Consider the following 26,225-nt stretch of genomic DNA (forward strand, 5'->3'; position numbering starts at 1 on the left):
CCGGTATATAACCGGGATGCCTCATCAATAAGTTATTGCACATTCCTAACATGAATAGAAGATCATTTTTACAGCAAGCAGGGCTGTTTACCACGGCTTTTTTAATCAGCTTAAAAGGTTATTCACTCGCCGCCACCAAAAGAAAGAGCAAAATTACGGGGCGTATTACCGATAAAAACCAAAAAAGCATTGCCGGTGTAATCGTATCAGACGGCTTTAGCGTAGTAGTAACCGATAAAAGCGGAAACTATGCCTTAGAACCTAACGAAAAAGCCAAGTTTGTTTGGCTCAGCGTACCAGCAGGTTATGAGTTTATTATCGAAAAACATATTTCGAGGCATTATCATGTGCTGGGCAACAAAACCGAGTACAATTTCGAACTCGAAAAACTTAAACAAGACGATAACAAACATAATTTCATTATCTGGGCCGATTCGCAGGTGAAAAATAAAAAAGACGTAGCCCAAATGATGAGCACATCGGTACCAGATACCATCAAAACCATCAAAGCCATGAACACACCATTGGTGCATGGCATTGGTGTTGGCGATCTGGTTTGGGATGACCTTGCCTTGTTTCCAGATTACGATGCGGCTGTAGCACAGATGGGCATTCCCTTTTTTCAGGCCTTGGGCAACCATGATATGGATTATCGCCAGGGTGGCGACGAAACCTCAGACAAAACCTTCAGCGAATACTACGGACCCACCTATTACTCTTTTAACAGGGGCAAGGCGCACTACATTGTATTGGACGATGTTCGCTACTTAGGCAAGGAAAGAGAATATGATGGTTTTATTACCCAAGCCCAGTTGGATTGGATGGCGAAAGACCTAAAACATGTCGCTAAAGATGCCTTGTTGATTATTTCGTTGCATATTCCGGTACATAATGCAGTTAAAAACAACCAGGATTTTTATGCCCTGCTTAAAGGATACACTAATGTACATATCATGTCGGGCCATACACACTATAACCGCAACGTAATTACCGATGGTATTTTTGAGCATAACCACGGTACGGTTTGCGGTGCTTGGTGGACGGGGCCGATTTGTGGCGATGGTGCGCCAAGAGGCTATGGGGTTTATCAGGTAGAGGGAACCCAGCTCAAATGGCACTACCAAGGTACGGGTTTAGATAAAAAGGAACAGGTTCGCATTTATGTTGATGAACTGACTAACCAAAAACGCCTGATTGCCAATGTTTGGAATTGGGATCCCGAGTGGAAGGTAGAGTACTTTCTGGATGGTAAGGCCATGGGGCAAATGGAGCAGCAAAAAGGTGTTGATCCCATGGCGATGCAGCTTTATCAAGGAGACAAATTACCTGCAGGCAGAACATTTGCCGAACCAAGCAACACCGATCATCTGTTCTTGGCGCATTTTGCCCCATCGGTTAAAAAGGTAAAAGTGGTGGCTACCGACCGCTTCGGCGAGCAGTATGTTGCCGAAGTAATTTAATTCATAATCAGTTAATATATAGCTAATAATTCTATTTTATCTTTAGTAAAAGTTAAATTAAATCATCAAAAAAATGAAAAAAGTTATTTTATTATTCAGTATTGTTTTGTGTAGCCTGGTGGGCCGTGCACAAGTTTATGCCCATCTTGAAATTGAAGATGATTATACCGTAGAAGAGAACAATGGAGATAATTGGAGCACCGAAACACGTGGCAGCTACATGATCCGTTTTTACAAAGATGCCAACATGACCGAGCGCTTGGAGCCTACTTATGCCATTACCGTATTGGTTGGTTTGGCACCTGGAACAACCTCTCCGTTTTTGCCTCCGGGTGTTCACACAGATGGTGTATATGTAATCCAGCCAGGCTATGATTTGTTGGCCAGCGATGTGCTTTTCTCTGGATCTTATGGGAATAATGAAGGCAACAACTACTCGAGAACCTACAACCTGTGCCTGTTGTCGAGCCCAGACTATGTGATTATCCCATAAAGATTAGGGTTTAACTGCTAAAAAAATAGGAAATAAGAACTTGCTTTGTCTTAATGAACTTAAATACCTTAATGTTTAACCATTAAGAAATGAAGAGAATTAAGGTCGCATTTTATCTTCATGGAACTTAATGCCTCAATGTTAAAAATGGCATTGAAACCAATAGGTAATAAAGAAGCTGTTTCGCCTCAATGTTAAAGCAGCTATCTCTTCAACTAATTGCAAAGTTTAGGATTTGTTAATCTTTTGCTAGTAGCGTTTACCGAAATTTAAAGCATTAATGAGCCATTAATTTTAATGGCTCATTGTTTATTGAACCCAGAACAAATGAAAATTGCAAAAACACTATCTTTAGGCTTAATCGCTGCTTTAAGCTATTCTTCGCAAGTGAGTGCCCAAACCGTTAAATTTCCGGCCTTTAGTGCCGAAGCGCATCGTGGTGGGCGAGGCCTATGGCCCGAAAACACCATTTTGGCTATGCTCAATGCCATGAAAATCGATGGCATTACCACTTTAGAAATGGATACGCACATTACCAAAGACAAGCAGGTTGTGGTAACGCACGACGATTACCTGAGCCCAAGCTTTATGCTTACGCCTGATGGCCAGGAAATCCCGGCAAGTGATGCCAAGAAATATCCGGTTTTTCAAATGGATTACCAAACCCTGAAATCGTTTGATCTGGGTACAAAACCTTTGGCAGGCTTTCCGCAACAAGAAAAAGTCAAAACCCATATACCTTTGCTCAGCGATTTGATCGATGCGGTTCAGGCCGATATCAAGAAAAACAAGCGCAAGCAGTTCTTCTACAATATCGAAACCAAATGCAGTCCGGCGGGAGATGGGCTAACCAATCCCGAGCCATCGGTTTTTGTGAAATTGCTGATGGATGTGATTGAAAAGAAGAAAATTACGCCTTATGTCGTAATCCAGTCGTTCGATAAGCGAACCATTCAACTGATTCACGAGAAATATCCGGAAGTTAAAACCTCGTTTCTGATTGCCAATAAAAAAACGTTTGAAGAGAATATAGCCGATTTGGGCTTTAAGCCTTTTATTTTGAGTCCGGAATGGCACACTGTAACCGAAGATATGGTGAAGAAAGCCCACGAGGCTGGGGTTAAGGTTATTCCATGGACGGCAAACACCATCGACGATATGAAAAAGCTCAGGGCTTTGGAGGTAGATGGCATTATTTCGGATTACCCCGATTTGCTGGCGAAATCTAAATAAAAAAGGTGCTGCATAAATAAATATATGCAGCACCTTTTTAAAAAATGAATTAATTATTTGAAGCTGGAGGTGGCGGAGGGGTTTTGTCGTCCGGGCGACCACCTCTTTTACCTTTTCTGTCTTTTAGCTTGTCTCTCATTTCGTGGCGAGAATTCTCCAGGATTTTTTTCTGGTCGGCAGTTAAAACCGCGTCAATTTTATCTTTATTGGCTTTTGCAAAAGCTTTGCGCTCTTCCATTTTGTCTTTCATAACACTTCTGTCCTGGCCGCGCCATTCGTCGTTCTTTTTAATGCGGTCTAATTCGATCTGCTGTATTTTTTGTTTCTGATCGTCGGTAAGCGACAGTTTTTGTTGCATGGCAACGGCTGCCTTTTCGGCACGCTGCTCTGCGCTTAATTTTGGTTTTCCAGCTTGCTGTGCGTAGCTGGCGGTAACTCCCATTACAACCAAGGCTACTGTGTAAATTATCTTTTTCATCTGTTTTTAAATTAATTGGTGTTTTATAGCATAGATGCAAAAAATGGGAGAGAGTTTAAATAACGACTTGTTAAAATTTGTTAATTTTTGTTCAGCTGAGAAATCGATTTTTGCATTTGGGCCATCATGCTCGATAAGGTTTCGATGGTTGGTTCTGGCGTAGGCTCTGGCAATGCCGTAGAAATATAGGCTTTGGCTTTCCAGATTTCCAAAATGTCTTCGGCGGGTAAAGCATAGGCATCGTATACCTTATTATCTGATACCAGTTTCAGTTCCTTGTTTTCCTTAAACCGGTTACCGGCTCTTTTGTAAACCACGCCTTCGTTTTTGCTGATGACGATATAGGTTTCGCCGGTTTTTACATCGTTCCAGTTATCCATGTACTCGCCAATGATTATGCTTCCCGGCTGGATAGGCAACATCGAATCGCCCATGATTTCAAAAGCCCTAAAAGTACCCTGTCTCAAAGCAGGCAATGGCAATTGGAATTTAGGCAGGTCTTGAATGTATTGCGGATCGGAGAAGCCGTTAAGGTAGCCTGCGCTGGCCTTAACCGGGACCAATTCTATGTTTTCGTTGTCGTTTTGGTCGACAGAAATACTCAATATCCTCAAATTAGAACCTTGGCTTTTAGGCTTTGGTTTCCAGTTGTCATTGATGGTTTCATTGATAAATTCATCAATGGTGAGGTCAAAGTATTCTGCTATTTTTTTTAGTAAGTCGTATTTCGGTTCAGCCCTGTCTTCTTCGTAAGCGCCAATCAATGATCGCTTAATTTCCATTAAATCAGCAAATTGTTGCTGTGTATGGCCTTTTTTCTTTCTAAGGTATTTGAGGTTTGATGAAATGTTTGACATAAAAAATAATTTTAAAATAAATTTGTTTTTACTAAAATTGTTAGTATTATTGTGCCAATAAAGTTAGTAATATTTATTGAAAGTACAATAAATTATCTAATTAATTTAGTTTTTAACCTTTTAAAAGCCGTTATCATGCAAAAGTTTGTTTATATCGTAACCGACAGAAATCGTACAAGTTTACATGTAGGAATGAGTGCAGACCTGATCAAAACACTTGATTTCTATAAGCAGATGCCTAATTTATTTTTTGATAGCGGCCAGCAGCTAACCCGTTTGGTTTATTTCGAAGAATTTAAAACCGAAGCCCAGGCCTTAAACCGTTTTAAGCTGGTAAGCCGCTTTACCCGTATGCAAAAAGAACGCATGGTACGCTCTTGCAATCCTGATTGGATTGATCTGACCATCGGTTTGGATTTTGAGCATATCCTTTCCCAACCAAGGATCAACACCCAGGTGGCCCTGCCTTTAATGTCGTAATGATGTTTGGTATCGCCCATGGCAGGTGTTCTGGCTGAGCGGAAAAGCATAAATGTAGGGGATGGATAGTTTATTTAATTCCTTCCTACATCACAGTAGCCCATAATTAGTTAATCGTTTCAATAAAAAAAGCGTCCCGAATATCAGGACGCTTTTTATGTTATGTACACCGTATGCTAACGGCAAACTGTCAATAAAGCTTGTTGTTTACCAACCCGGGGCAAAGGTTACACCAAACACGCCGTTTTTCACTTCCTTGCGTTGGAAAGGAAACGCATAGTAAGGCTCCAATACAAAATAGCCAAATACGTTTACCCTTACAGATACGCCCACGCTCATGGCTGGCACTCTTTCGTTGGCAATTTGGGTGGTTACCTGTTTGCCGTTGCTGTCTAAGATGGGATTGCCTTGAGAATCGGTTACGGGAACGGTTTTGTAGGTCGGTTGACTCTTAAAAGCTACTTTACTGTCTTCGTTCCAAGCCAAGCCTGCATCAAAGAAAAGGTTCAAATCGGTGAACAAGAATTTTGAAGGAATCTGAGCCAGTTTTTTCGGCCCGGTAAATGGTAAGCGAAGCTCGAAATTGAATACCGCCAGCTTGCTTCCCGATAGCTGGTCGATATCGAAACTGCCTAGGCTCTGGTTTCTGATGTTATAGAAAGAGCTGGCCTCGTAACCCCTAATCAGGTAATTGTATCCGGCATAAAGCGGATAGAGGTTTTCGCCATCCTTGCCCAAACGCAGGTAGTTGTATGATCTTACCGCAATGGTAATAGGTTTCACCCTGAAATACTTTCTCACGTCAACAGTAACTGCGCTGAACTTGTAGTCACCAAAATACTGTTCGGCACCAATCCTGTACCTGAAGCCATCCAATGGCGCTGTTACCCCGAATATGGAATTATCGCCAATAAACGATGCGTTAACCTGGAATACCGAGAACGGCTTTAATGGCACGCCCAATGAATTAGATGCTTCTGAGGTAGATACCTTTTTGCGGTCTGAACCCAAATAGTAAGCGGCATAACCGTTTACATCCTGATAGTATTCGTTAAAGCGATCCAAGCGGTAGCTGTAGCGCGAGAAAGCACCGCCTGCTTCGAAACGATGTACCTTGTTAAACGGATAAGAGGCGAAAAGCTCGGCCTTGTCTTCGAACGTACGTAGAATATTGGTACTGATGGTGTCTATGGGATCGCCACCCGTGGCCGGATTGTAGGCGCCATAGGTTCTGAAACCCGTAATGTATGGCACGTGCGAAAGCGCAACGCCCCAGTTGATCCTGCTTTTTTGGTTGATATAGCCAACCAGGCCACCAAAGTCGTAGATTTCGCCATTGACAGAAATATTGGCAATGATTTGGTTTCGGCCTAAAATATCGCTGAACATCCCGATGATACCGCCTTGTACACCTGTTCCAAATCTGCTCGTCGACACGCCAACACCGCTGTTGGCCAGGTAATCTAGCCTGAATTTAGGTCTGTAAGGAATGGTTTTTAGTGAATCGGGAACGGTTTTTTCAAAACGCTCAAAATTGCTCAAGTTAGAGTTAATGATGTTTACGCCAGAATTTTCCATAGGTGGCAAAATGGCCGCATCGAAATTAACTTCCTGCGGATTTACGCTTTTAGCCTTGAAGTTGCTCAATGGCGAATTGTACAAAGTATAGCGTTGGTAGCGATAATAACTGTAAATGATATCGTCGTTTCTAGAAACGGTAATGGCAGGGGAGAACTCCGTAATGCCGCTGATGCCGGTAAAATAATCGGTTAACTGTTTTACGGTGCCGTTATCCAAGGTGTATTCGTAGAGGTTCCTGAAACCATCGCGGTTTGAGAGGAAGAAAACACGTTTACTGTCGCCAGAAAACTGAGCGTTCAAGTTGTTGGCGCCCGGAAAAACCGGGATATTGGTCAGCGTTTTGCTGGCAATATCGTAAATAGTCATGTTGATGGGATTAACCGCATTGATGTTGCCACCCATAATGGCAGCACGGTCTGAAGAGAAGATGATCTTTTTGCCATCTGGCGAAAAGTTAGGTGCGTAGTCGGAATACTCGTCGTTGGTGATTTGGGTAACCGCTTTGGTCGCCAAATTGTATGAAAAGATATCGCTTTGTCCTTCAACCATACCCGAAAAGGCAATTTCCTTGCCATCAGGCGACCAAGTGAGGTTGCCAAATTGTTCTACCTCGCCCATGCCGGTTTGCAAAACGGTACTTCCATTATCAACATTTACAATAAGCAGCTGGTTTCTACCTTTGCTGAAAATACTGAAGGCGAACTGTTTGCCGTCTGGCGACCAAGCTCCGGCCGATTCGATAAAGTTGAAATCGTCGATATGCGAATTGGAGATTTGGCTGCTCAGCTTCCTGATGATCCGGCCTGTTTTTGCATCGGCTAAAAACAAGTCGATCCCAAACAGGTCTTTTTCTGAAAGGAAAGCCAAATATTTGCCGTCCGGACTAATCGCCGGGGCTACGTTCATGTTGCCCGCATTTTTATTGTCGATGATTTTGGCCCCTGAAATCTTAATCTGCGAGCTATCCGCCTTTAGCAAAGGGCGATAATGTTGTTCGATGGCATTTTTCCATAAACCCGACAAGGTTCTGTCGTCGTAGCCGAAAGTGTATTTGATGCCATTCTCGTAACCAAACCTGGCTGTATTTTTAAATAAGGGCACAATGGTGGTATCGCCGTAAAGCGAACCTACAAAGGTCCAGAAAGCCTGGCCGTAACGGTAAGGAAAGTATTTGTTCGAGTTGGTGAGGTCTTTGAGCGAGGGAATGTCACGGTTGAGCAAGGCATCGCGCATCCACATCGAGGTAAAAGCGTCTTTTTTGCCTACCGAAAGGTATTCGGCCATACCTTCTACCATCCACAAGGGCGTATTGCCAATATTTTCTAAGCTGATCGAATCTTTTTCCAGCAGCACATGGTATTGAAAAGCGTGCACCAACTCGTGTCCTAAAACGTGTCTGGTTTGGCTGTTCAGTTCCAAAACGGGCATAATCACGCGGTTTTTTAAGGCCTCGGTTACCCCGCCAGTACCTACGCTGATGTCGCCATTTAACGCGGTTGTTTGCTGGAAGTCTGGATGGTTGTTGTAAAGAATGATTGGGTTTTTCTTCAAGAAGGTATCGCGAAAAACCTCTTGGTGCATCTTGTACCAGGTTTCTGCATCTTGTGCGAACTTCTTGAGCAGCTTTTCATTCTTAATGTAATAATAGATTTCAAAGTGGGGGGTCTGCAGCACTTTGAAATCGGCATTTTTGTATCTTACCCGGTTTTGTCCAAAGTACTGGGCCTGCACCGAAATGGCAGATACAAGCATAAGCAATAAGACGAGCCATGATCTTTTTCGAAAAGTAGCATTTCTATTCATATGTTATAGTTTTTAGGACATAAGCTTATATTATATTCAGTTACGAAAATTGAGGAAGTGCGGTTTGCTCGGCTTAGTTGTCGCCTCCGTTTTTCTTTCTCTCTTTTTCTTCTTGGCGTTGTTTTCTTTTCAATTCGCGCTCTTCCTTCCTCGTTAGCGGGGCGGTAGCTGGCGGTGTTTGTTGTTGTTTAGGCTGTGGTTCGGTAGTCTTTTTTTCATCTACTTTTTGCGATTCGGGTTCTGCTTTTGGCTGTACAGGTTGTTGTTCTTCTATGATAGGCGTAGCTATAGCCAGAGAATCTGTTTGCGTGCTGTCTGTAGCTGTGGTATCGGTTTGCTGTACCGGAGTAGGGCAGTCGATGTTTCTGGTGATCGGCACCTTGGCTTTAGGGAATGGCCCGTAGGTATAGCCGCTGTTCGGATCGTGGTAAACCTTTTCCATGAATTTGCCAAAAATAGGCAATGCGGTACGCGAGCCTTCGCCTTGCTCGCCGTTTTTGAAGTGGGCCGTACGTTCGTCGCAACCCACCCAGATACCAGTAACAAGGTCTTTGGTAATGCCCATATACCAGGCATCTACATAATCTGAAGAAGTACCGGTTTTACCGCCGATCTGGTTGTTCTTTTTCCAAAGATCCCATTCCCACAAGGCCCTTGAGGTACCTCCAGGTTCATCCATGCCGCCTCTAAACATGTACAACATGAGCCAGGCTATTTCTTCGCTCAGTACGCGCTTGGTTTTGGCTGTAAATTCTTCAATAATATTGTTTTCTTGGTCGGTAATGCGTTCTACCAAAATCGGGTCGGTTTTTACGCCTTCGTTTAAAAAGGTGCCATAGGCCTTTACCATTTCGAACACGGAAACATCATTTGGCCCCAGACTTACCGAGGGTACCGATTGCAAATGACTTTCGATGCCACATTCGTGTGCCCATTTAACCACATTGTCCCAGCCCACTTTTTCGGTTACCTGGGCGGTCACGGTATTAACCGACTTGGCCATGGCCCAACGCAGCGACATTTCTTGGTAAGTATTATTCCAATCGGCATTTTTAGGTTCCCAATATTCGGTTTTGCCTTTGTCTTGATAGGCTATTTTAACTGGCTTGTCGGTAAATTTGTCGCAAGGGCTCATGCCGCTTTCCAAGGCTGCCAAATAGGCAAAAGGCTTAAAGGTAGAGCCAGCCTGTCTTTTGGCTTGGTTAACATGGTCGTATTTGAAAAATTTATGGTCTATGCCTCCAATCCAAACTTTGATTTTGCCGGTTTTAGGCTCCATGGTCATCATGCCGGTGTTCATGATTTTTCCGTAGTAGCGGATCGAATCCATGGTAGAAAACAAAGTATCGCGATCGCCTTTGTAGGAAAAGATTTTCATCTTTTTCTTTTTGTTAAAATAAGCGTCTATCGAGTCGGTATTGTTGTTGTATTTTTTCTGCAGCAGGGCATAGATGGGCAGGTTTCTTTTGGCCCTTTCGGGATAGTCTACTTTTTTGCGTTCTGAATCTTCCCAAGGATCTTCATTGCCCCAAACGCTGTAAAACCTTCTTTGCAAGATACGCATTTCGTCTTTTACGGCTTCTTCGGCATAGCCTTGCAATTTCGAATCGATAGTGGTATAGATTTTAAGACCGTCTTCATAAAGGTCGTAATTGTTGTCGTTGCACCACTTTTCGAGGTATTTGTCTACGGCAGCCCTCAGGTAAGAATCGCCATCGCTGCCATCGTCAACGTTGCCTTGTTCTATTTTTAAGGGTACGGCTTTGTATTTTTCGAGATCGGCCTTGCTCAAATAGTTGTATTTGTTCATCTGCGAAAGCACTACATTTCTTCTTTCGAACGATTTTTCAGGGTTTTTGATCGGGTTGTAAGAAGTTGTAGCCTTTAGCATGCCCACCAAAACAGCTGCTTCGGGCACATCAAGCTCATTGGCCTGCTTGTTGAAATAAATTCTCGAAGCGGTTTTGATGCCGTAAGTATTGTTGCCAAACGACACCGTATTGAGATACATGGTAATGATATCGTTTTTGCTATAGTTTGATTCTAGCTTAATGGCCGTCATCCATTCCTTGAGTTTCGGAATTAAGGTTCTGGCCAAAGGAAGCCGGCCCAATAAACCCTGCGATTTGTTGTAGCGGATGCGGTAAAGGTTCTTGGCCAGCTGTTGGGTAATGGTACTGGCGCCGCCATCTTTGCCCATGCCTACTACGGCGCGTCCTAATGCCTGGATGTCGATGCCGTTGTGTTTGTAAAAGCGTACATCTTCGGTGGCTACCAAGGCATGGATGACGCTGGGCGATATTTCGTTGAATTTTACCGGCGTTCTGTTCTCTTTAAAGTAGCGCCCAATCAGCACGCCATCGGCCGTATAAAGCTCAGAACCTACGCGCTGGGCAGGCTTTTTGATATCGGTATAAGTGGGAGAATAGCCAAACAGCCATAAAAAGTTGAGCTGTAATGCGCAGAAGAATAAAATGGCAAAGAAGATAAAAATCGTGATATAGCGAATGTATTTATTTTTTATTTCTTTAAACATGGGATAAAGATGAAAAAAACGTAAAATATTATCTGTTAAATTGTGTTAAAAGTACTGGTACAAATAACGCATTTAACTGCTTAAAGTTACTCAATTAAATTCAAATAAAGTTTTTTGACTTAACAGGGGCGAGCCAGGTTTAATTACCGCGTTGATTTACAATAATTAATGGCTGGATGGAGCTGGAAGGTTGGGTGAGGGCCTTGTTTGAATATGCCTAAAGAAAGTCCTTATAAAGAATGAGGCCTTAGTCAAGGATGACTTTGGCCCCATTTCTAAATTAACGCTCTCGCATTACTTTTAACAAAGGGCGTGCCAGATTTTTAATGCCAGCTGTTTTAGCGAAAAATATATTATTGCTTGTTTTTTTCGATTAAGGAGGCGGACTGAATTTTAGGTTCCTTAAATAAGCTGATCAAAAAAACATGCAGTTTCTATTGATTTGGTAATTTGGGTGAAACACTTTGACGAAAATATCCTTTTATTTGTAGCAATAGCTTCTTAATTCCTATGAAACTCGATTTCTATCGTCCAACAGACCCTGCGCTTTTTGATTTTATTGAAGGGTATTATTTCTTGTATGGAACCGAAAGAGGCGAAAAACTGAGCTATTACACATTTCCGAATAATTTCTTCATTTTGTCTGTACTCGTTGGTTCGCAAGTAACGGTGGCCGATGGTTATGCAGATTGCACACCAACAAACCTGACAAATTTTCAATCCAACTTAACCTGCAACTATACTGCACCCTTGCGGATTAAATACCAGGGGCCTGTTAATGAACTCACCATCTATTTTAAGCCGTTAGGGTTACATGCTTTTGTTTCATCGGCCAATTATCACCAAACAACCAACTTTGGCAATTTTATGCCTTTTGCCGATTTTGAGGAGGTCATGGGCAAGATATTGGATAGTTCGGATAGGAGCGGGCAGATCAAATTATTGGAGCAATATTGGCTATCGAAAAAAGCATTCGAAATCGATCAATTGCTTTTGCAAATGCTTGATGAACTTGAGCAGGGCAAGAGCATTTCGGCTATTGCAACAGATCTCAAGATCTCAAGACAGTACATAAACAGGCTTTTTTTAAGGCAATTGGCCAAAACACCAACCGATTTCCGCAAGATCCAACGCTTTAGAAACGCAGTAGCAGCCAGTGCAGCGGCTAAAAACTTAACCGAGTTGGCGTTGGGCAATTTCTTCTATGATCAGTCTCATTTTATAAGGGATGTGAAGGAGCTTACTTCGCTTTCGCCAAAGGCATTTTTTGAAAAAGCAATGACCAAACAAGAAAACCTCTGGCTGTACATCTAGTTTACATCCGTACAATTTTACAGTCAAACCAGTTGCTAATTTTGGAACATGAGAAAGCTATATGTAATTGTTGTTGCCTTGATAGGTTTTAAAGCATCCGCACAAACTAATCCACGTCTGGCCAAAACCATTGATAGCCTTTATAAGGTAGACCAATCGGTGCAACTTAAACTTAAAGAGCTGTTCGAGCAAAGTGCTCCTGCAGACAGTATCAAAAAACAGGAAGCATTAAAAAATGAGACCTTTGTGCGCAACATACAAATCGTAAAGGATATGTATGCCAAATATGGTTATCCTACCTTCAAGATGATTGGTAAAGAAACTTCGAACAACTTTTTTGTGCTGATCCAGCATGCCGATAAAGACCTTGCCTTCCAGCAGCAGGTACTTCCCGTTTTAGACAAAATTTCTAAGAAAGGTCAAGCTTTAAGAAGGAATTACGCCTATTTATACGACCGCGTGCAGCGCAATAGCGGAGGAAAGCAATTATATGGTACACAGCTTACTTTTTCTCCACAAACTGGTTTGTTTGATGCCAATAACAAAATCGTCTATCCGCCAGACTTGGCCGATCCAGAACATGTTAATGCCAGGAGAAAGTCCGTTGGCCTCGAACCCATAGAGGAATACTATGAAAAAACAGCGGCGTTTTTAGGCTGGAAAAGACCCCAATCGAAGAACTAGCCTCAAAAAACAAACTTTTGCAGGTTGCTTTTGTTTTTCTGATAAAGATAATCATGTCTAAAAAGAAAGAAATATCACCAGCAACAGTTGCACCTAGGGATGGTTTAGACAACACAGGTACCCAAGGCTATGATTCGTTGAGCGACGACGCATTTACCGGCAGTTCTAAAAAGTCTGCCAAACATCCAAACGATAGCGATAGTGGAACGGGCAGTTCTTCAAAAGATTTTCATGAAAACGAAGAAGAATAAATTTTGCTTTATATTTAAAGCTAAAATGCAATACTTATGAAAATCGACATCAAAAAATACCAGGCCTCTACCCAAAAGAAATTCAAGCTTAAGGATTTTGGTACCAGTTACCACGGCGATCTGGATAAGGAAAAAGGGAAACTAGAGCTGGAAAAAGCCAAGTTGCAATTGAGCAACTACCAAGAAAAACTGTATGCCTCTGGCCAACAATCGGTTTTGATTATTTTTCAGGCCATGGATGCCGCGGGTAAGGATAGCGCCATTGAACATGTGATGTCTGGTCTCAATCCCCAAGGCTGCCAGGTATACAGTTTTAAAACGCCGAGCAGCGAAGAATACCGTCACGATTTTTTATGGCGACATTATAAGGCATTGCCAGAAAAAGGAAAAATAGGCATACACAACCGTTCGCACTACGAAAACGTGTTGGTATGCAAGGTACATCCCGAATATGTGTTAAGCGAAAACATCCCAGGTTATACCAACATAAAGCAAATGGATGCCAAGTTTTGGAAAAACAGGTACGAAAACATCCGCAATTTTGAAAAACAGCTGACCGATAATGGAACTGTCATTTTGAAGTTTTTTTTGAACGTATCAAAGGAAGAACAAAAACAGCGTTTTCTGGATCGCATTGAAGATCCAGCCAAAAACTGGAAGTTTGCCGCAGGCGATTTAAAAGAAAGGGCGCTGTGGAAGCAATACATGGAGGCTTACGAAGAAGCTATCCAGGAAACCTCTACGGCCAATGCGCCCTGGTTTGTGGTGCCTGCCGACAAAAAATGGTATACCCGATTGGTTATCAGTCAGGTAATTGCCGAAACACTGGAGAAATTGAATCTCAAATATCCTGTATTGCCCAAAGAAGAAGCCGATCAGTTGCAAGTGTTAAAGCAGCAACTGTTAGACGAAGAATAAGAACCTGAAACGCTTCTCGGGTAAATCAATAGGTGAGCATTCTTCGCGTAACCTGAATTTTAATGAGCAGCCCTATTCAAAATAAACTGCCGTCTTTTTTTAATCAATCAGAAATAACTTACCTTTGCATCGCTTTTAGGTTCCTGGTCTTCGGATTGGGATTAAAAGGGAATACGGTGTAAATCCGTAACTGTCCCGCAGCTGTAAGCTCCATAATGGTTTTCAAATCTTGGCCACTTTTTCAATTGGAAATGGGAAGGCCGAAAACCGGGAGCAAGTCAGAAGACCTGCCTACGAGTAAATAATTCATAGCTTTCGGGGATTGGAGCTAGGAATGGGACTAATTTATTTTATACCTCATTTCTTTCGTTGATTCTGTAGCTGTGTGTACAAAAAACTCACTACATTGAACAAAACAACCAAATGCATTGCAGCAGGTCTGGGACTTGCGCAATTGGTGCTAATGGGCGGCCAAACAAAAGCCCAAGAGGTACAGTCGTTAAACGAAGTAGTTATAGCTGCTACCAAAAACAATCAAAAACAGGCACAAACGGGTAAGGTGGTTAGCGTTATTACCAGAGAAGAACTGGAGCGAAGCGCGGGCAGAAACCTGGCCGAATTACTGAACCAGCAGGCGGGAATTAACGTGGTTGGTGCCGGCAGCAACTATGGTAAGGACAAAAGCGTATTTTTTAGGGGTGCCGGAAGTGCTTATGCCGTAATTTTGGTAGATGGTATTCCGGTAACCGATCCGTCGGGTACCGGTGGCGCATTTGACCTGCGCATGTTTGCTATTGATCAGATAGACCATATCGAAATTTTAAGAGGTGGACAGTCTACTTTGTATGGTTCTGATGCCGTGGCAGGGGTAATCAACATCATTACCAAAAAAACAGGTACCAAAGGCAATAATGTCTATGGCGTTGCCAGCGCCGGAAGCTACAACTCTTATAAGGGAACGATTGGCTTGAGCAGCAAGGTAGATGCTTTTACCTATAATGTAAGCTACAGCCACTTCAAAACCGATGGTATTTCTGAAGCTGCCAATCCGGAAGGCAATACGCAGGTGTTTGACAAAGATGGCGTAAAGCAAGATGCCTTGAACGCCAACTTCTCTTTACAGTTAGACAAGCGTTTGAGCATTAATCCATTCCTGCGTTATTTTTACGGCAAATTTAATTACGATGCCGGACCTTTTGCCGATGCCAACAACACTTCAACAGTTAAGCACTTTAATGGTGGTTTAAATGCACAATATCAGTTGGATAAAGGCAAAATTACCTTGAACTACAGCTACGAGAATACCGGCCGTGTGTATAAAAGCAGCTTTCCGGGCCAATATCAAGGCCGTATGAACTTGGTGGATTTGTTCTATAACCAAAATTTAGGCGAAAAGGTAAACCTATTGGTGGGTTTAGATAACAGATCAACCGATGTTACTTATTATGGTAATGTATTGAAAAGACCCAACACCAATCTGTTCAGCACTTATGGCTCTTTGTTTTTGCATGATTTGAGCATTTTTAACCTAGAAGTAGGCGGCCGTTACAACAAACACAACAAATACGGCGAAAACTATACCTATGCGGTTACGCCTAGCTTGAACATCATAAAGGAAGTGAAATTATTCGGAACGGTTTCGTCGGCCTTCAGGGCACCAACCTTGGATATGCTTTTTGGCCAATATGGTGCCAACCTGAACCTCAAGCCCGAAAAAGCAACAAACTATGAAGCGGGTGCCAGCTTTAATTTCTTAAAGGAAAAAATAAGCCTGCGTGCAGTGGCCTTTAAGCGCGATATGACTGATGCCATTAATTATGGTGCTACTGGCTATATTAATCAAGACAAGCAAAAGGATAGGGGTTTTGAAATTGAGCCTGGCGTTACCTTTAGCAAGTTTACCGTAAAAGGTTATTATGCCTATGTGGAAGGCAAACAGACTTCGGGCAATACGGTAACCGATTTCTTGTTGCGCAGACCTAAAAATACTTATGGTGTCAACGCTGGCGTACAAGCTACCAAAGAGCTGTATTTGAGCGCCAATTATAAGTTTACCGGTCAGCGTGTAGACAGCGACTTTAGTTCTTATCCTTCGGTAAACAAGATGTTGGGTTCATACCGATTATTGGATTTCTATGCAGAATATGCCTTGGCCAAAAAACGCATCAAGATTTTTGCCGATCTGAAAAACCTAACCGACGAGAAATACACCGAAATTATTGGCTATAGCACCATGGGCTTTAACATGAATGCCGGTGTAAGTTTTAATTTTAAATAAAATAGCAGTACCGTTAGGCTAGGCTCTGGCCAAAGCAGATCAATTAAAAACGCCACGTAAATTAATTACGTGGCGTTTTTTAGTTAAATTGATTACGAATGAAGAGCAGGGTTTAGGCCATCGGGCCTTATCCTGTTCAATCTTTAGCGTTAACTATGCTTCCCAATCACATCGCGAATAATACCTGTATTCTTCATAATTAGGGCAGAACGGTTCCACAGAGGGGCATTCCTTCAAAATACAATTGCCTCCCGGAGGACAGCCTGCACCTGGTCCATAAGGGTCGTAAAGACAAGTGCTAAAACAAGCTTCGCATGAAAAAAGGCCACCCGTAACCTGTTTCATCTCATTTCTAGATAAAGTTTTTCCGATCATAACTTTTGCGATTTAAAATTTGGTTGATTAATTGGTTAGTTAACTCTAATATACTAAATCACAGGTTATTATACAAAATAAGATATCATAGTGTTATTTGTTGCCATAGTCCATTTTATAACGGCTGAGGTTGGGCAGGTGCTTTTTGCTACGGTTCAGTTCGTACTCATAAATGGTTCGGCCCAGGTTTTTCATAAAAGGGTAGCACACGGTTTCGTACTCGTATTTGCTGTCGTTGTAAATACCATCTTCGTTTGATTGGACAACTGCCGTCAAGAAAAACTCAATCTTGTTCTTGAAATCTACGAAGTACGAATTGTCGATAATGTAGCCGTAGCTATCGCCGTACTTATTGAAAATCCTGATGTTTGGATCAAGTTCGACGTTTTTCTCCCGTCCATAATATAGCATCTTGGCATAAGTAGGCCAAAACGAGTTCGGGTCGTATTTGGGGTAATCACTTTCTGTGGGCAGCTTGCTCATGTAGGTATAAATGAGCTGGTAGTCGGCCGGCGTGAGGTTAAACCTTTCCCTGGCCGGAAATGCTTCGGGCATCATCAGGCGTTTCAGCAACAGTTGCTGGTCGCCAACTGTAAATACGTTTTTGTTGGCAAAACTATAGGGTTCATTGACCAGCTGTTCGTTGCTGTCGATATAACCTTTGCCCACCAGCAGGTTGGTTAAGATGAGGGGATAATCTTTATCATCGTATTGGGCATCCTGATGGTAAACCAGTTTTCCATCCTTGTAAAAATCGATAGGGTTGGTATGTCTGGCCTGTTCGCCACCGTCGCCAATAGCCAGCCTGTTTAAGATCCGGCTGTGGTTCATGCCGTATTTGCTAAGTTTAGCATTGATTTCGGCCCTGCCAATAAATTCGAACAAACGATTAAAAGCGTCGTTATCACTGGTGAGGAGAATTTTTTTGACGTAATGCGTTATAGAGGGCTTTCCGTTGGGGGCGCTTTCGTCTTTCAGTACTTTGGTTTGCCCTTTAAAGTTACTGTCGGTTAACATGGTCAAATCGGCATTCATCCCTTTGCTTTTCAGGGTGTTTACCTTTTCGAGCGCAAAAACCACGGCTGCCAGCTTAACGGTACTGGCCGGATAAAAATACCGTTGCGGATTGTAGTTGTAACTGAAAGTCTTAAAACTTGGCTTGTTATGCTGGTCGCGGTTAACCTGGGTATAGATTACCTGTACTTCGTTTTTGTTGGGATGGTTTAATACACCTGAAAAGAGTTCAGGCTTGCTTTGCATGAGCTTTGCCAAGAACAGGGTGTCGGTTTGTTGGGCCATGGCTTGGATGCTGATGATCAATAATAAAAAAAGGGATGATAGGCTACGCATTGGCTTATTTTTAAGTTTAAAGATAGGGTTTTAGAACCAATTGCAAAATTGACGAAGCTGTAAAGCGATAGTTGGCTACAGCTTATGATAAAAGAGGGGTATTTCTTCCTGGTCGGAGAAGAAGATCAACAAGGGCTTCGTAGCGCTTCTTTCTACATTTTTTTGCATTCCTGCCTGTTTTGGCTATATTTGCATCGCTTTTGGTTCCCGATTTTCGGATTGGGATTAAAAGGGAATACGGTGTAAATCCGTAACTGTCCCGCAGCTGTAAGCTCTGTAACGGTTTTCAAATCTTGGCCACTTTTTCAATCCAGAAAGGGGAAGGCCGAAAACCGGGAGCAAGTCAGAAGACCTGCCTTTAGCATTATGATTTCATAGCTTTCGGGGATTGAAGCTAGGAGTAAATGCTTGTTGATACATGCTCCTTCATTTCTGTTTGCTGTGGGTTTAACTCACAACAAAAATGACAAAAAAGAAATTGGCCTTTTTTGAAGGCTATGTTGCTTTTATTGGTGTCGCCGTAGTGGGAATGCTCTGCGCATTCGAAGGCGTTGCCTTTGCCCAAAACACTGATACCTTGGGCAAGGTAAACCAATTGCAAGAAGTAAAAATAAACGAATACCGTGTAAGCCGACAAAGCCTGTCGCCGGCTCCGCTACAGATTTTAACCGGCCCAGACCTCCAACGAATCAACAGTTTGTCGGTTGCCGATGCCATCAGGTACTTTTCGGGTGTGCAGCTCAAAGACTATGGTGGCATTGGCGGACTTAAAACCATTAATGTACGGAGCATGGGCAGCAACCATACTGCTGTTTTTTATGACGGCATTCAGTTGGGCAATGCACAGAACGGCCAGGTAGACTTAGGCAAATACTCGCTCGATAACCTGGAAGAGATAGCCCTGGTTAGCGGCCAGAGCGACGAGCAGCTGCAACCGGCCAAAAGTTATGCTTCGGCCAGTGCCATCTACCTCAAAACCCGCATTCCTGCTTTTGATGATAAAAAATACAACCTCACAGCTAATTTTAAAACCGGCGATTTTGGTCTCCTCAACCCGGCATTTGTGTACCAGCATCAAATCAGCAGGCATCTTTCGGCCAGTGTAAGCAGCGAATACATCAAAGCCAACGGAAAATATAAGTTCAGGTATACCAATGGTGTTTACGACACCACGGCGGTACGAAACAATGGCGATGTTAACCGGTTCAGGCTCGAAACGGCTTGGTTTGGCCAATTGAACAAACAAGGCAAATGGCACGCACAGGTTTATTCCTTCTTGTCAGACAGAGGTTTGCCGGGTGCTATAGTAGCGAACAAATTCGATTACGACCAACGTATTTGGGACAGGAATATCTTTGTGCAAGGCAACTTGACACAAAAATTTGGAGAGCGCCTTGCTGTGCTGATCAACACCAAGCTCGCTTACGATTATACACGTTTTCTCGATCCGGAATACATCAGCCTTAACGGTTTTCTCGACAATCGTTTTCACGAAAGGGAGGCTTATGTTGCTGTATCGGCCAATTACAGGTTAACCGATAGGTGGCAGGTGTCTTTCGCTTCCGATTATCAGTACCAAGACCTCAAGGCCAATCTTTACCGGTTTGCCTATCCGCGCCGAAACACCTTCTTAAACGTGCTCAGCTCCTCGGTCAAACTGTCGAGGTTCGAAGTACAAGCCAACTTGTTGAGCAGCACGGTAAACGACGAGGTAAACGCCTACAGTTCGGCCGGAAACAAGCAGGTTTTTAGCCCAGCAGTGTTGTTTTCGTGGATGATTTTTGAAGAATCTAATTTCAGGCTGAGGGGTTTTTACAAGGATATTTTTAGGATGCCCACCTTCAACGATCTCTATTATACTTTTATTGGCAACACCTTGCTCAAACCCGAGTTTGCCCAGCAATACGATTTGGGCTTTACCTATCAGAACTCCTTTAAAAAACAGCAGCTCGCTTTTGTAGAGGTCCAGGCCGATTTTTACTACAACCAGGTTAAGGACAAGATTATTGCGCAACCAGGAGCTAATCTGATCCGCTGGATTATGTACAATTTGGGCAGGGTGGATATCAAAGGTGCAGAGCTGAACCTCAAAACCGGTTGGAAGTTTGGAAAAGAACTCGCCCTTGGCACAGCCATCAACTACACCTTGCAGCAGGCTATGGATATAACCGACCCCTCTGACGAAAACTATGGGCAACAGATTCCTTACATCCCTAAGCACAGCGGCTCTTTCCTGGCCAAAATCGACTACCGCAACTGGCGAGCCAATTACAGTTTCATTTATACCGGTTATCGCTATAACCAAAAAGCCAATATCATTTACAATTATATGGAGCCTTGGTATACACACGACCTGGCTTTGGGCTATGGGTTTAAGCTCAAACGGGCCAGCTTTAACCTCAATGCAGAAGTAAATAACCTGCTCAACCAGTATTATGATGTTATTCCAAACTTTCCGATGCCCGGAAGGAATTACCGTTTAACCCTAAACTTTAAGCTATGAGCAAAAGCAAGATTCATCAACTTTTAATTGTTCTTTTTGTACTGTGCTTGGTGGCTTGCCGAAAAGATCCTAAGCCATTGCCCGCCGAAATCAGCAGGGTAGAGCCCGAGCCTAACTCGGCCGTAAAGGGGTTTTATTTGGTTAACGAGGGCAACATGAACATGAACAAGGCTTCGTTAGATTACCTCGATTTGGTGAATGGCATCTATACCCGAAATTTGTACAACCAGGTAAACCCCGAAGCCACCAAAGGCTTGGGCGATGTGGGCAACGATATTGGCATTTACGGCGATAAATTGTATGTAGTGGTCAATATTTCTAACAAAGTGGAAGTGTTGCAGGTAAAAACGGGCAAACGTATAGGCCAAATCAACCTCGCGAACTGCCGTTATGTAACCTTTAATCAGGGCAGGGCCTATGTGAGCGCCTATTTGGGCAAGGTTGGCGACCCCAAGGCGCCCAATGGCATGGTAGCCGAAATAGATACGGCAAAACTAACCATCAACCGGACGGTAGAAGTAGGGAGGCAACCCGAAGAAATGGCCATTGTAGGCAACAAGCTCTACATTGCCAACTCGGGAGGTTATAGTCCGCCAAACTACGAAAGCACGGTTTCGGTTATTGATTTAACCACTTTCAAGGAAATCAAGCGCATTGAAGTGGCCATTAACCTGCATCGCCTAAAAGCCGATCGTTATGGCGACCTCTATGTAACCTCGAGAGGCGATTATTATACTATCCCATCGCGTTTGTACGTGGTCGATACCCATACCGATCAGGTCAAAAAAGTATTCGATGTTGCGGCCAGCAACTTGGCCATTGACGGCGATTTGGCCTATCTGTACAGCACCGAATGGAACTATATCCAGGGCAAGAACACCATTAGCTATCACCTGATCGATGTGAAGAACGAAACGCTGCTCGACCAGAAATTTATAACCGACGGCACCGAAAAAAACATCAGAATACCTTATGGCATTGCGGTAAATCCGGTGAGCAAAGATGTATACGTAACCGATGCCAAAGACTATGTAACTCCCGGCAAATTGCATTGCTACAATGCCCTAGGCAAATTAAAATGGTCTGTTGCCACCGGCGATATCCCTGCACACATTGCTTTTGTTTATTAATTAAATTAGATATGAAAACTATTGACAACAAACCGTTTAAAACCATAGTATTAGCCTTTTTATGGGGTATACTATTAATCAGCTCCTGTAAAAAGGACCGTACGCCGGCACCGATTCCCAAAGTTCCCGAAATAGCAGGCACTAAAGGTATTTATATGCTTTGCGAAGGCCTTTGGGGCATGAATAACAGTGCCATTTCTTACTACGATATTGCTACCAATACCGTGGAAAAAGACATGTACAAAAAGGTAAACAAAACCGATTTGGGCGAAACGGCCAACGATTTGAAAGCTTACGGCAGCAAAATGTACTGCGTAGTAGCCGGTAACCAAGGCGAAGCCAAGTCGTTTGTCGACATTATCGATATTGCCACCTGCAAATCGCTGAAAAGGATTTCGTTTAACAGTGCCAACGATGGTTACATGCCAAGGTTTGTGACCTTTTATAAAAACAAGGCCTATGTATCGAGATATGATGGCAAAATCAGCCGCATTGATACAACATCTTTGGCTGTTGATGGCGAGTTGCAACTCATGAACGGCTCCAACAAAGCCGAAGGCCTCGAAGAACTAACGGTAGCCAATGGAAAATTATACGTAACCAATTCATCCCATCCTTTTTATTCAAACGGCTTAAAAACCAAGGTTACGGTTATCGATCTGGCTTCTTTTACCAAGGTTAAGGATATTGAGGTAGGCAATAACCCGGTGAGAATTGCCACTGCTGGCAATGGCGACCTGTATGTGATCACCTGGAACGATTACATCATCTTCAACAATCCGTCCTTGGTACGCATCAACAGCACAACCGATGCCGTGGTACAAACCGAATCTTATGATTTGGGTGCTATTAATATTGTGAAAGATCAAGCCTGGGTAAGCCAGGATGTGTATACCAATCCAACGGTTAAAGCCATCAACTTGGCAACGGGCAAATTGGGCAACAGCCTGATTAGTGATGGAACAAAAATAACCACGCCTTATGGCCTTACCGTAAATGGTTTCGACCAGTCGGTAGCCGTTGCCGATGCCATGAACTACAATTCTTCAGCCGGTAGGGCTTACATTTTTGGTAAAGACGGCAAGCTGCAATACAGTTTCGCTACGGCCGCATTGCCGCAACATGCCGTGTTTAATTATAGCTACAAATAAGATGAGGGCTTATTCATTAAAACGCGCTGTTAAAAGTTCGGTATTGCTGCTGTTGCTCTTCGTGCTTGCCTGTAAAAAAAACAGCGAGGAAGAAAGGCCAGCACCCATAAAGCAGCGTGCCTACATCAGTAAAATATACGAATACAAGCCGGCACCTGGACAATTTATTAACGACCCGAGCTATGGCACTTTGGCCAAAGCCAATGCGTTGATTGGTGCCAGCGATAACGGCTTGCTGTCGCTTGGCGCTTTTGGGGGTTATGTGGTCTTTGGTTTCGACCATCCGATAAAAAACGAAACCGGCAACGATTTGGGCATTTTTGGCAATCCTTTGATTGGCGGAGGAGGCGAATGGTCTGAACCGGGTATTGTTTGTGTTATGCAAGACCTAAATAAGAATGGCTTGCCCGACGATGGCGAATGGTACGAATTGGCAGGCAGTGAATACAACGCGCCTGAAACGCGAAGAAACTACAAAATCACCTATTACAAACCAAGTGCGCTTGCCGATGATATCCGATGGACGGATAACCTGGGCAACGAAGGCTTTGTGCTCAGAAATTCGTACCACAATCAAGCTTATTATCCAAATTGGGCCAACGAAACGCAACTTTCTTTTGAAGGTACCCTGCTCAAAAACACCTTGCTCGAAGGTGGCCTCATCACCAATTTGCCGTTTTCTTTTGGTTATGCCGACAGTGGATCGCCGGAGTATTTGAGCTTGCAAAACCTTTTGGGCAGGGGCTATAATGCTTTCGACATTGATTGGGCAGTTGACCGCAACGGCAAAAAAGTGGCATTGATGCAGATCGATTTTGTAAAGGTGTATACCGCACAAAACTGCAACGGCAATCCCTATCATCCGATAACCAGCAATCCGCGTTCGCGCTACCTCGGCGAAATATCGACGGAAATTGCCGGTGCTATTGACATCCGTCTATTCCAACAACAGCAAAAATAAACCATGAATTATAAAACAAGGCTAACCCTTAAAAAAATGAGAATTCTTAACTATCTACTGCTCGCTACCTTATTTGTTTCAGTGCTTTCGTCCTGTAAAAAGAACGATGTTGCCAAACCGCCAGTACCTATTTTAGGCAATGTTTATCCAGAGATATCGGTTAAACTGGCAGAAAAATATGCGTTTAAAGTAACCACGCTCAATGGCGAAACCTTTAGTAACCAGTGGACGCTTGACGGAAAAGTGGTAGGCACCGATTATACCTACAATTTTACGCCAACCTTGGCGGGCACCTATACCTTGGTGTATAAGGCCAGCAACGAAGCCGGCAGCTTTAGCTACACCTACAAGATTACCGTACCGGTTCCTGTGGTTGCTGCAACGCCAACCAGCAGCAAATACATCAGCAAGGTTTTCGAATACTTGCCGGCGCCCGGACAGTTCATTAACGAAGCGGCCGTAGGTTCGTTGGAACAGGCCCAAAAACTGGTTGGCAATACCAATAACTTGTTGACACTGGGTGCCTTTGGTGGTTATATCGTTTTTGGCTTCGACCACTCGGTAAACAACCAAACGGGTTACGATTTGGCCATTTATGGCAACCCGATAGGAGGTACAACGCCTTGGGCCGAACCGGGAATTGTAATGGTGAGCCAAGATAAGAATGGCAATGGCCTGCCAGACGACGAATGGTATGAACTGGCCGGAAGCGAATACAACGATCCCGCTACGATCAAGAACTACGAAATTACCTACAAAAATCCGAAGGCCTATGCCAATGTAACCTGGACAGACAACCAAGGCAACAGCGGTTCGGTAGATATCAATACCTTTCATAAACACAATTACTACCCTGAATTTGCGCCAAATCAAGAGACGCTTACTTTTAAAGGCACCTTGCTGAGGTCTACCTGGGGCAAATATGGCAGCATCTTTGTCAATTCGGCTTTTGCATGGGGCTATACCGACAGCTGGTCTATCGGCGACGATTACCAGAACAATCGCTACAATGGTTTCGATATTTCGTGGGCCGTAGATAAAACCGGCAAAAAAATAGATTTAAAAACCATCGATTTTGTAAAGGTATATACCGGTCAGAACGAAAAAGGCAATGCCCTTTTGGGAGAAATATCTACAGAAATCAAAGGCGCTACCGATTTAAACATCAAATAAGCAATACGCTCTCTAGGCTCTTGTGCTGTTTAGTGGCAACGGAGCCTTGAAATGCAATATGTTAACAATAATATCAACACCAATGAAACCATTTACACTTGCACCATCCAAATCATTATTATCGGTAGCTTTTGCTACGCTTTTACTGTTCTCCTGTAAAAAAGATCAAGTTGACCAACCCGCTCCAGCGGCTCAGGGCAAATACGAAAATGGCTTTTTTATGGTAAATGAAGGCTGGTTTGGACACGGTACCGGCGAAATCAGTTTTTACGACTACGCCATGAAAAAGATTACCGATAGCATTTTTAAACGCGAAAACCCTACCAAAGATTTAAATCCCACAAGTTCTACCTTGCAGTTTGGGACGATTTTCAACAACAATATGTACCTGGTTAGCAAAGTTGGCGGACCTATGGTGGTGGTTGATGCCTTTACTTTTAAGGAAAAGGGACGCATCGCAGCCAAAGGGGGCAATGATTGGCGGGCTTTTTTAGGCATCGAGCAAAATACGGGGCTCTTGAGCAGTTCTTCGGGCGTATACATGGTAAACCTCAAAACCATGAGCGCCTACAGCAAACTGGTTGGAGCCGATGGCCAGATTGGCGATATGTTCAAGGCTGGTCGATATATTTTTATGCACAGCGCCACCAATGGCATGCTGATTTTTAACGCCAACGATTATAGCCTAAACCAAAAGGTAAAAGGCGTAACCATGGGCTTTGCCCAAACGCCAAATGGAAAAGTATGGTACACCGGTGGCAAATACCTTTACGAGATTGACCCGCAAACCCTGGCCAAAGATAGCGTCGACCTCAAATTTACCACTTATGCGGCTTGGGGTGCCTGGCATTCAGGCTCTATAGTGGCATCTACTAAAGAAAATGCGGTTTATGTATTGAAAAATGCCAGTTTTAGTGGTGGCAGCGAAGTTTACCGATATGTAGCTGGTAATAAATCGTCGGTTGATGCGCCATTCATTACCAATCCGGCACAGCAAATATTTTATGGAAAGGGCATCGGTTTTGATGGCAGGCAGAACCAGCTGGTTATTCAAACCGTACAATCGGGTTTTGGTGCCAATTTTGCCATTAATAACCTCTTTTTTTATGACACCAATGGAAAGCTGAAGCAAACTATTCCTTATGAAGGGTATCATTTTCCTTCGCTAACGGTGTTCCATCAGTAAGCTTTAAACTTAACTCTTTTATATTATCCA

At 43.3% G+C, this 26,225-nt stretch carries 20 protein-coding genes and 2 riboswitches; of the genes, 15 read left to right on the forward strand and 5 right to left on the reverse strand.

The window, feature by feature from the left end; translation table 11 throughout:
- Positions 1-50: 50 nt before the first annotated feature.
- From AC6H1S_RS08585 to AC6H1S_RS08595, 3 genes are all read left to right on the forward strand, one after another.
- Entirely contained in the window at positions 51-1,460 is a 1,410-nt protein-coding gene (locus tag AC6H1S_RS08585) for a calcineurin-like phosphoesterase C-terminal domain-containing protein (protein WP_497565896.1), read from the forward strand.
- A 73-nt stretch (positions 1,461-1,533) separates the two neighbouring features.
- Positions 1,534-1,953, forward strand: coding sequence for a hypothetical protein (locus tag AC6H1S_RS08590; protein WP_497565897.1), 420 nt, complete (start codon positions 1,534-1,536; stop codon positions 1,951-1,953).
- A gap of 327 nt (positions 1,954-2,280) precedes the next feature.
- Positions 2,281-3,186 carry a glycerophosphodiester phosphodiesterase family protein gene (locus AC6H1S_RS08595; RefSeq protein ID WP_497565898.1) on the forward strand — a complete coding sequence of 302 codons (906 nt, stop codon included), beginning with the start codon at positions 2,281-2,283 and terminating at the stop codon, positions 3,184-3,186.
- 49 nt (positions 3,187-3,235) lie between these two features.
- On the opposite strand, the gene AC6H1S_RS08600 is transcribed toward AC6H1S_RS08595, so the two are convergent.
- Together AC6H1S_RS08600 and AC6H1S_RS08605 are read right to left on the reverse strand one after the other, a co-directional pair.
- The gene (locus tag AC6H1S_RS08600) at positions 3,236-3,664 is read right to left on the reverse strand and encodes a DUF4890 domain-containing protein (RefSeq protein WP_199140824.1); all 429 of its coding nucleotides are present in this window, start codon (positions 3,662-3,664) and stop codon (positions 3,236-3,238) included.
- An 80-nt stretch (positions 3,665-3,744) separates the two neighbouring features.
- Positions 3,745-4,521: an XRE family transcriptional regulator gene (locus AC6H1S_RS08605; RefSeq protein ID WP_199140825.1), complete on the reverse strand. Its 777-nt coding sequence runs from the start codon at positions 4,519-4,521 to the stop codon at positions 3,745-3,747.
- Between the two features lie 135 nt (positions 4,522-4,656).
- On the opposite strand from AC6H1S_RS08605, the gene AC6H1S_RS08610 reads away from it, so the two are divergent.
- Entirely contained in the window at positions 4,657-5,001 is a 345-nt protein-coding gene (locus AC6H1S_RS08610; RefSeq protein ID WP_199140826.1) for a GIY-YIG nuclease family protein, read from the forward strand.
- Between the two features lie 207 nt (positions 5,002-5,208).
- Here AC6H1S_RS08610 and AC6H1S_RS08615 read toward each other — a convergent pair whose 3' ends face one another.
- Both AC6H1S_RS08615 and AC6H1S_RS08620 read right to left on the reverse strand, forming a co-directional pair.
- A complete protein-coding gene (locus tag AC6H1S_RS08615) occupies positions 5,209-8,334 on the reverse strand; it encodes a tolB protein precursor (RefSeq protein ID WP_497565899.1) in 3,126 nt (1,041 codons plus the stop codon).
- Positions 8,335-8,458: 124 nt separating this feature from the next.
- Positions 8,459-10,921: a transglycosylase domain-containing protein gene (locus AC6H1S_RS08620; RefSeq protein WP_497565900.1), complete on the reverse strand. Its 2,463-nt coding sequence runs from the start codon at positions 10,919-10,921 to the stop codon at positions 8,459-8,461.
- 510 nt (positions 10,922-11,431) lie between these two features.
- Here AC6H1S_RS08620 and AC6H1S_RS08625 point away from each other — a divergent pair.
- The 5 genes from AC6H1S_RS08625 to AC6H1S_RS08645 all read left to right on the forward strand — a co-directional run bounded on the left by AC6H1S_RS08625 (position 11,432) and on the right by AC6H1S_RS08645 (position 16,366).
- Positions 11,432-12,235 carry a helix-turn-helix domain-containing protein gene (locus AC6H1S_RS08625; RefSeq protein WP_497565901.1) on the forward strand — a complete coding sequence of 268 codons (804 nt, stop codon included), beginning with the start codon at positions 11,432-11,434 and terminating at the stop codon, positions 12,233-12,235.
- A gap of 48 nt (positions 12,236-12,283) precedes the next feature.
- Positions 12,284-12,919, forward strand: coding sequence for a DUF6624 domain-containing protein (locus AC6H1S_RS08630; protein WP_497565902.1), 636 nt, complete (start codon positions 12,284-12,286; stop codon positions 12,917-12,919).
- 53 nt (positions 12,920-12,972) lie between these two features.
- Entirely contained in the window at positions 12,973-13,170 is a 198-nt protein-coding gene (locus tag AC6H1S_RS08635) for a hypothetical protein (RefSeq protein ID WP_497565903.1), read from the forward strand.
- Positions 13,171-13,206: 36 nt separating this feature from the next.
- Positions 13,207-14,088 (forward strand): polyphosphate kinase 2 family protein, encoded by an 882-nt coding sequence (locus AC6H1S_RS08640; RefSeq protein ID WP_497565904.1) that lies wholly within the window; start codon positions 13,207-13,209, stop codon positions 14,086-14,088.
- 120 nt (positions 14,089-14,208) lie between these two features.
- Positions 14,209-14,397: riboswitch (cobalamin riboswitch) on the forward strand.
- A gap of 97 nt (positions 14,398-14,494) precedes the next feature.
- Positions 14,495-16,366 carry a TonB-dependent receptor plug domain-containing protein gene (locus AC6H1S_RS08645; RefSeq protein WP_497565905.1) on the forward strand — a complete coding sequence of 624 codons (1,872 nt, stop codon included), beginning with the start codon at positions 14,495-14,497 and terminating at the stop codon, positions 16,364-16,366.
- A gap of 468 nt (positions 16,367-16,834) precedes the next feature.
- On the opposite strand, the gene AC6H1S_RS08650 is transcribed toward AC6H1S_RS08645, so the two are convergent.
- On the reverse strand, positions 16,835-18,091 hold the full coding sequence (locus AC6H1S_RS08650; protein WP_497565906.1) for a serine hydrolase: 1,257 nt from the start codon (positions 18,089-18,091) through the stop codon (positions 16,835-16,837).
- A gap of 184 nt (positions 18,092-18,275) precedes the next feature.
- Positions 18,276-18,465: riboswitch (cobalamin riboswitch) on the forward strand.
- Positions 18,466-18,554: 89 nt separating this feature from the next.
- Between AC6H1S_RS08650 and AC6H1S_RS08655 the strand changes: the two genes are divergently transcribed.
- The 6 genes from AC6H1S_RS08655 to AC6H1S_RS08680 all read left to right on the forward strand — a co-directional run bounded on the left by AC6H1S_RS08655 (position 18,555) and on the right by AC6H1S_RS08680 (position 26,195).
- Entirely contained in the window at positions 18,555-20,594 is a 2,040-nt protein-coding gene (locus AC6H1S_RS08655; protein WP_497565907.1) for a TonB-dependent receptor plug domain-containing protein, read from the forward strand.
- Entirely contained in the window at positions 20,591-21,724 is a 1,134-nt protein-coding gene (locus AC6H1S_RS08660) for a YncE family protein (protein WP_497565908.1), read from the forward strand. Before AC6H1S_RS08655 ends, AC6H1S_RS08660 begins: the two co-directional genes overlap by 4 nt.
- 11 nt (positions 21,725-21,735) lie before the next feature.
- Positions 21,736-22,875: a YncE family protein gene (locus AC6H1S_RS08665; protein ID WP_497565909.1), complete on the forward strand. Its 1,140-nt coding sequence runs from the start codon at positions 21,736-21,738 to the stop codon at positions 22,873-22,875.
- Position 22,876: 1 nt separating this feature from the next.
- Positions 22,877-23,836: a PKD domain-containing protein gene (locus tag AC6H1S_RS08670; RefSeq protein WP_497565910.1), complete on the forward strand. Its 960-nt coding sequence runs from the start codon at positions 22,877-22,879 to the stop codon at positions 23,834-23,836.
- A 36-nt stretch (positions 23,837-23,872) separates the two neighbouring features.
- Complete coding sequence (locus AC6H1S_RS08675) at positions 23,873-25,009, forward strand: PKD domain-containing protein (protein ID WP_497565911.1); 1,137 nt, start codon at positions 23,873-23,875, stop codon at positions 25,007-25,009.
- Positions 25,010-25,091: 82 nt separating this feature from the next.
- Positions 25,092-26,195: a DUF5074 domain-containing protein gene (locus AC6H1S_RS08680; RefSeq protein WP_497565912.1), complete on the forward strand. Its 1,104-nt coding sequence runs from the start codon at positions 25,092-25,094 to the stop codon at positions 26,193-26,195.
- Positions 26,196-26,225: the final 30 nt, after the last annotated feature.

Source organism: Pedobacter sp. TM02 (assembly GCF_059705275.1).

What these genes read in the sequence shown, in the direction of transcription:
- AC6H1S_RS08590 (WP_497565897.1), top strand. Translation starts at nt 1,534, where the DNA reads ATGAAAAAAGTTATTTTATTATTCAGTATTGTTTTGTGTAGCCTGGTG.
- AC6H1S_RS08635 (WP_497565903.1), top strand. Translation starts at nt 12,973, where the DNA reads ATGTCTAAAAAGAAAGAAATATCACCAGCAACAGTTGCACCTAGGGAT.
- AC6H1S_RS08655 (WP_497565907.1), top strand. Translation starts at nt 18,555, where the DNA reads ATGACAAAAAAGAAATTGGCCTTTTTTGAAGGCTATGTTGCTTTTATT.
- AC6H1S_RS08675 (WP_497565911.1), top strand. Translation starts at nt 23,873, where the DNA reads ATGAGAATTCTTAACTATCTACTGCTCGCTACCTTATTTGTTTCAGTG.
- AC6H1S_RS08625 (WP_497565901.1), top strand. Translation starts at nt 11,432, where the DNA reads ATGAAACTCGATTTCTATCGTCCAACAGACCCTGCGCTTTTTGATTTT.
- AC6H1S_RS08660 (WP_497565908.1), top strand. Translation starts at nt 20,591, where the DNA reads ATGAGCAAAAGCAAGATTCATCAACTTTTAATTGTTCTTTTTGTACTG.
- AC6H1S_RS08600 (WP_199140824.1), bottom strand. Translation starts at nt 3,664, where the DNA reads ATGAAAAAGATAATTTACACAGTAGCCTTGGTTGTAATGGGAGTTACC.
- AC6H1S_RS08585 (WP_497565896.1), top strand. Translation starts at nt 51, where the DNA reads ATGAATAGAAGATCATTTTTACAGCAAGCAGGGCTGTTTACCACGGCT.
- AC6H1S_RS08665 (WP_497565909.1), top strand. Translation starts at nt 21,736, where the DNA reads ATGAAAACTATTGACAACAAACCGTTTAAAACCATAGTATTAGCCTTT.
- AC6H1S_RS08595 (WP_497565898.1), top strand. Translation starts at nt 2,281, where the DNA reads ATGAAAATTGCAAAAACACTATCTTTAGGCTTAATCGCTGCTTTAAGC.
- AC6H1S_RS08640 (WP_497565904.1), top strand. Translation starts at nt 13,207, where the DNA reads ATGAAAATCGACATCAAAAAATACCAGGCCTCTACCCAAAAGAAATTC.
- AC6H1S_RS08680 (WP_497565912.1), top strand. Translation starts at nt 25,092, where the DNA reads ATGAAACCATTTACACTTGCACCATCCAAATCATTATTATCGGTAGCT.
- AC6H1S_RS08670 (WP_497565910.1), top strand. Translation starts at nt 22,877, where the DNA reads ATGAGGGCTTATTCATTAAAACGCGCTGTTAAAAGTTCGGTATTGCTG.
- AC6H1S_RS08605 (WP_199140825.1), bottom strand. Translation starts at nt 4,521, where the DNA reads ATGTCAAACATTTCATCAAACCTCAAATACCTTAGAAAGAAAAAAGGC.
- AC6H1S_RS08615 (WP_497565899.1), bottom strand. Translation starts at nt 8,334, where the DNA reads ATGCTTGTATCTGCCATTTCGGTGCAGGCCCAGTACTTTGGACAAAAC.
- AC6H1S_RS08620 (WP_497565900.1), bottom strand. Translation starts at nt 10,921, where the DNA reads ATGTTTAAAGAAATAAAAAATAAATACATTCGCTATATCACGATTTTT.
- AC6H1S_RS08630 (WP_497565902.1), top strand. Translation starts at nt 12,284, where the DNA reads ATGAGAAAGCTATATGTAATTGTTGTTGCCTTGATAGGTTTTAAAGCA.
- AC6H1S_RS08610 (WP_199140826.1), top strand. Translation starts at nt 4,657, where the DNA reads ATGCAAAAGTTTGTTTATATCGTAACCGACAGAAATCGTACAAGTTTA.
- AC6H1S_RS08650 (WP_497565906.1), bottom strand. Translation starts at nt 18,091, where the DNA reads ATGCGTAGCCTATCATCCCTTTTTTTATTATTGATCATCAGCATCCAA.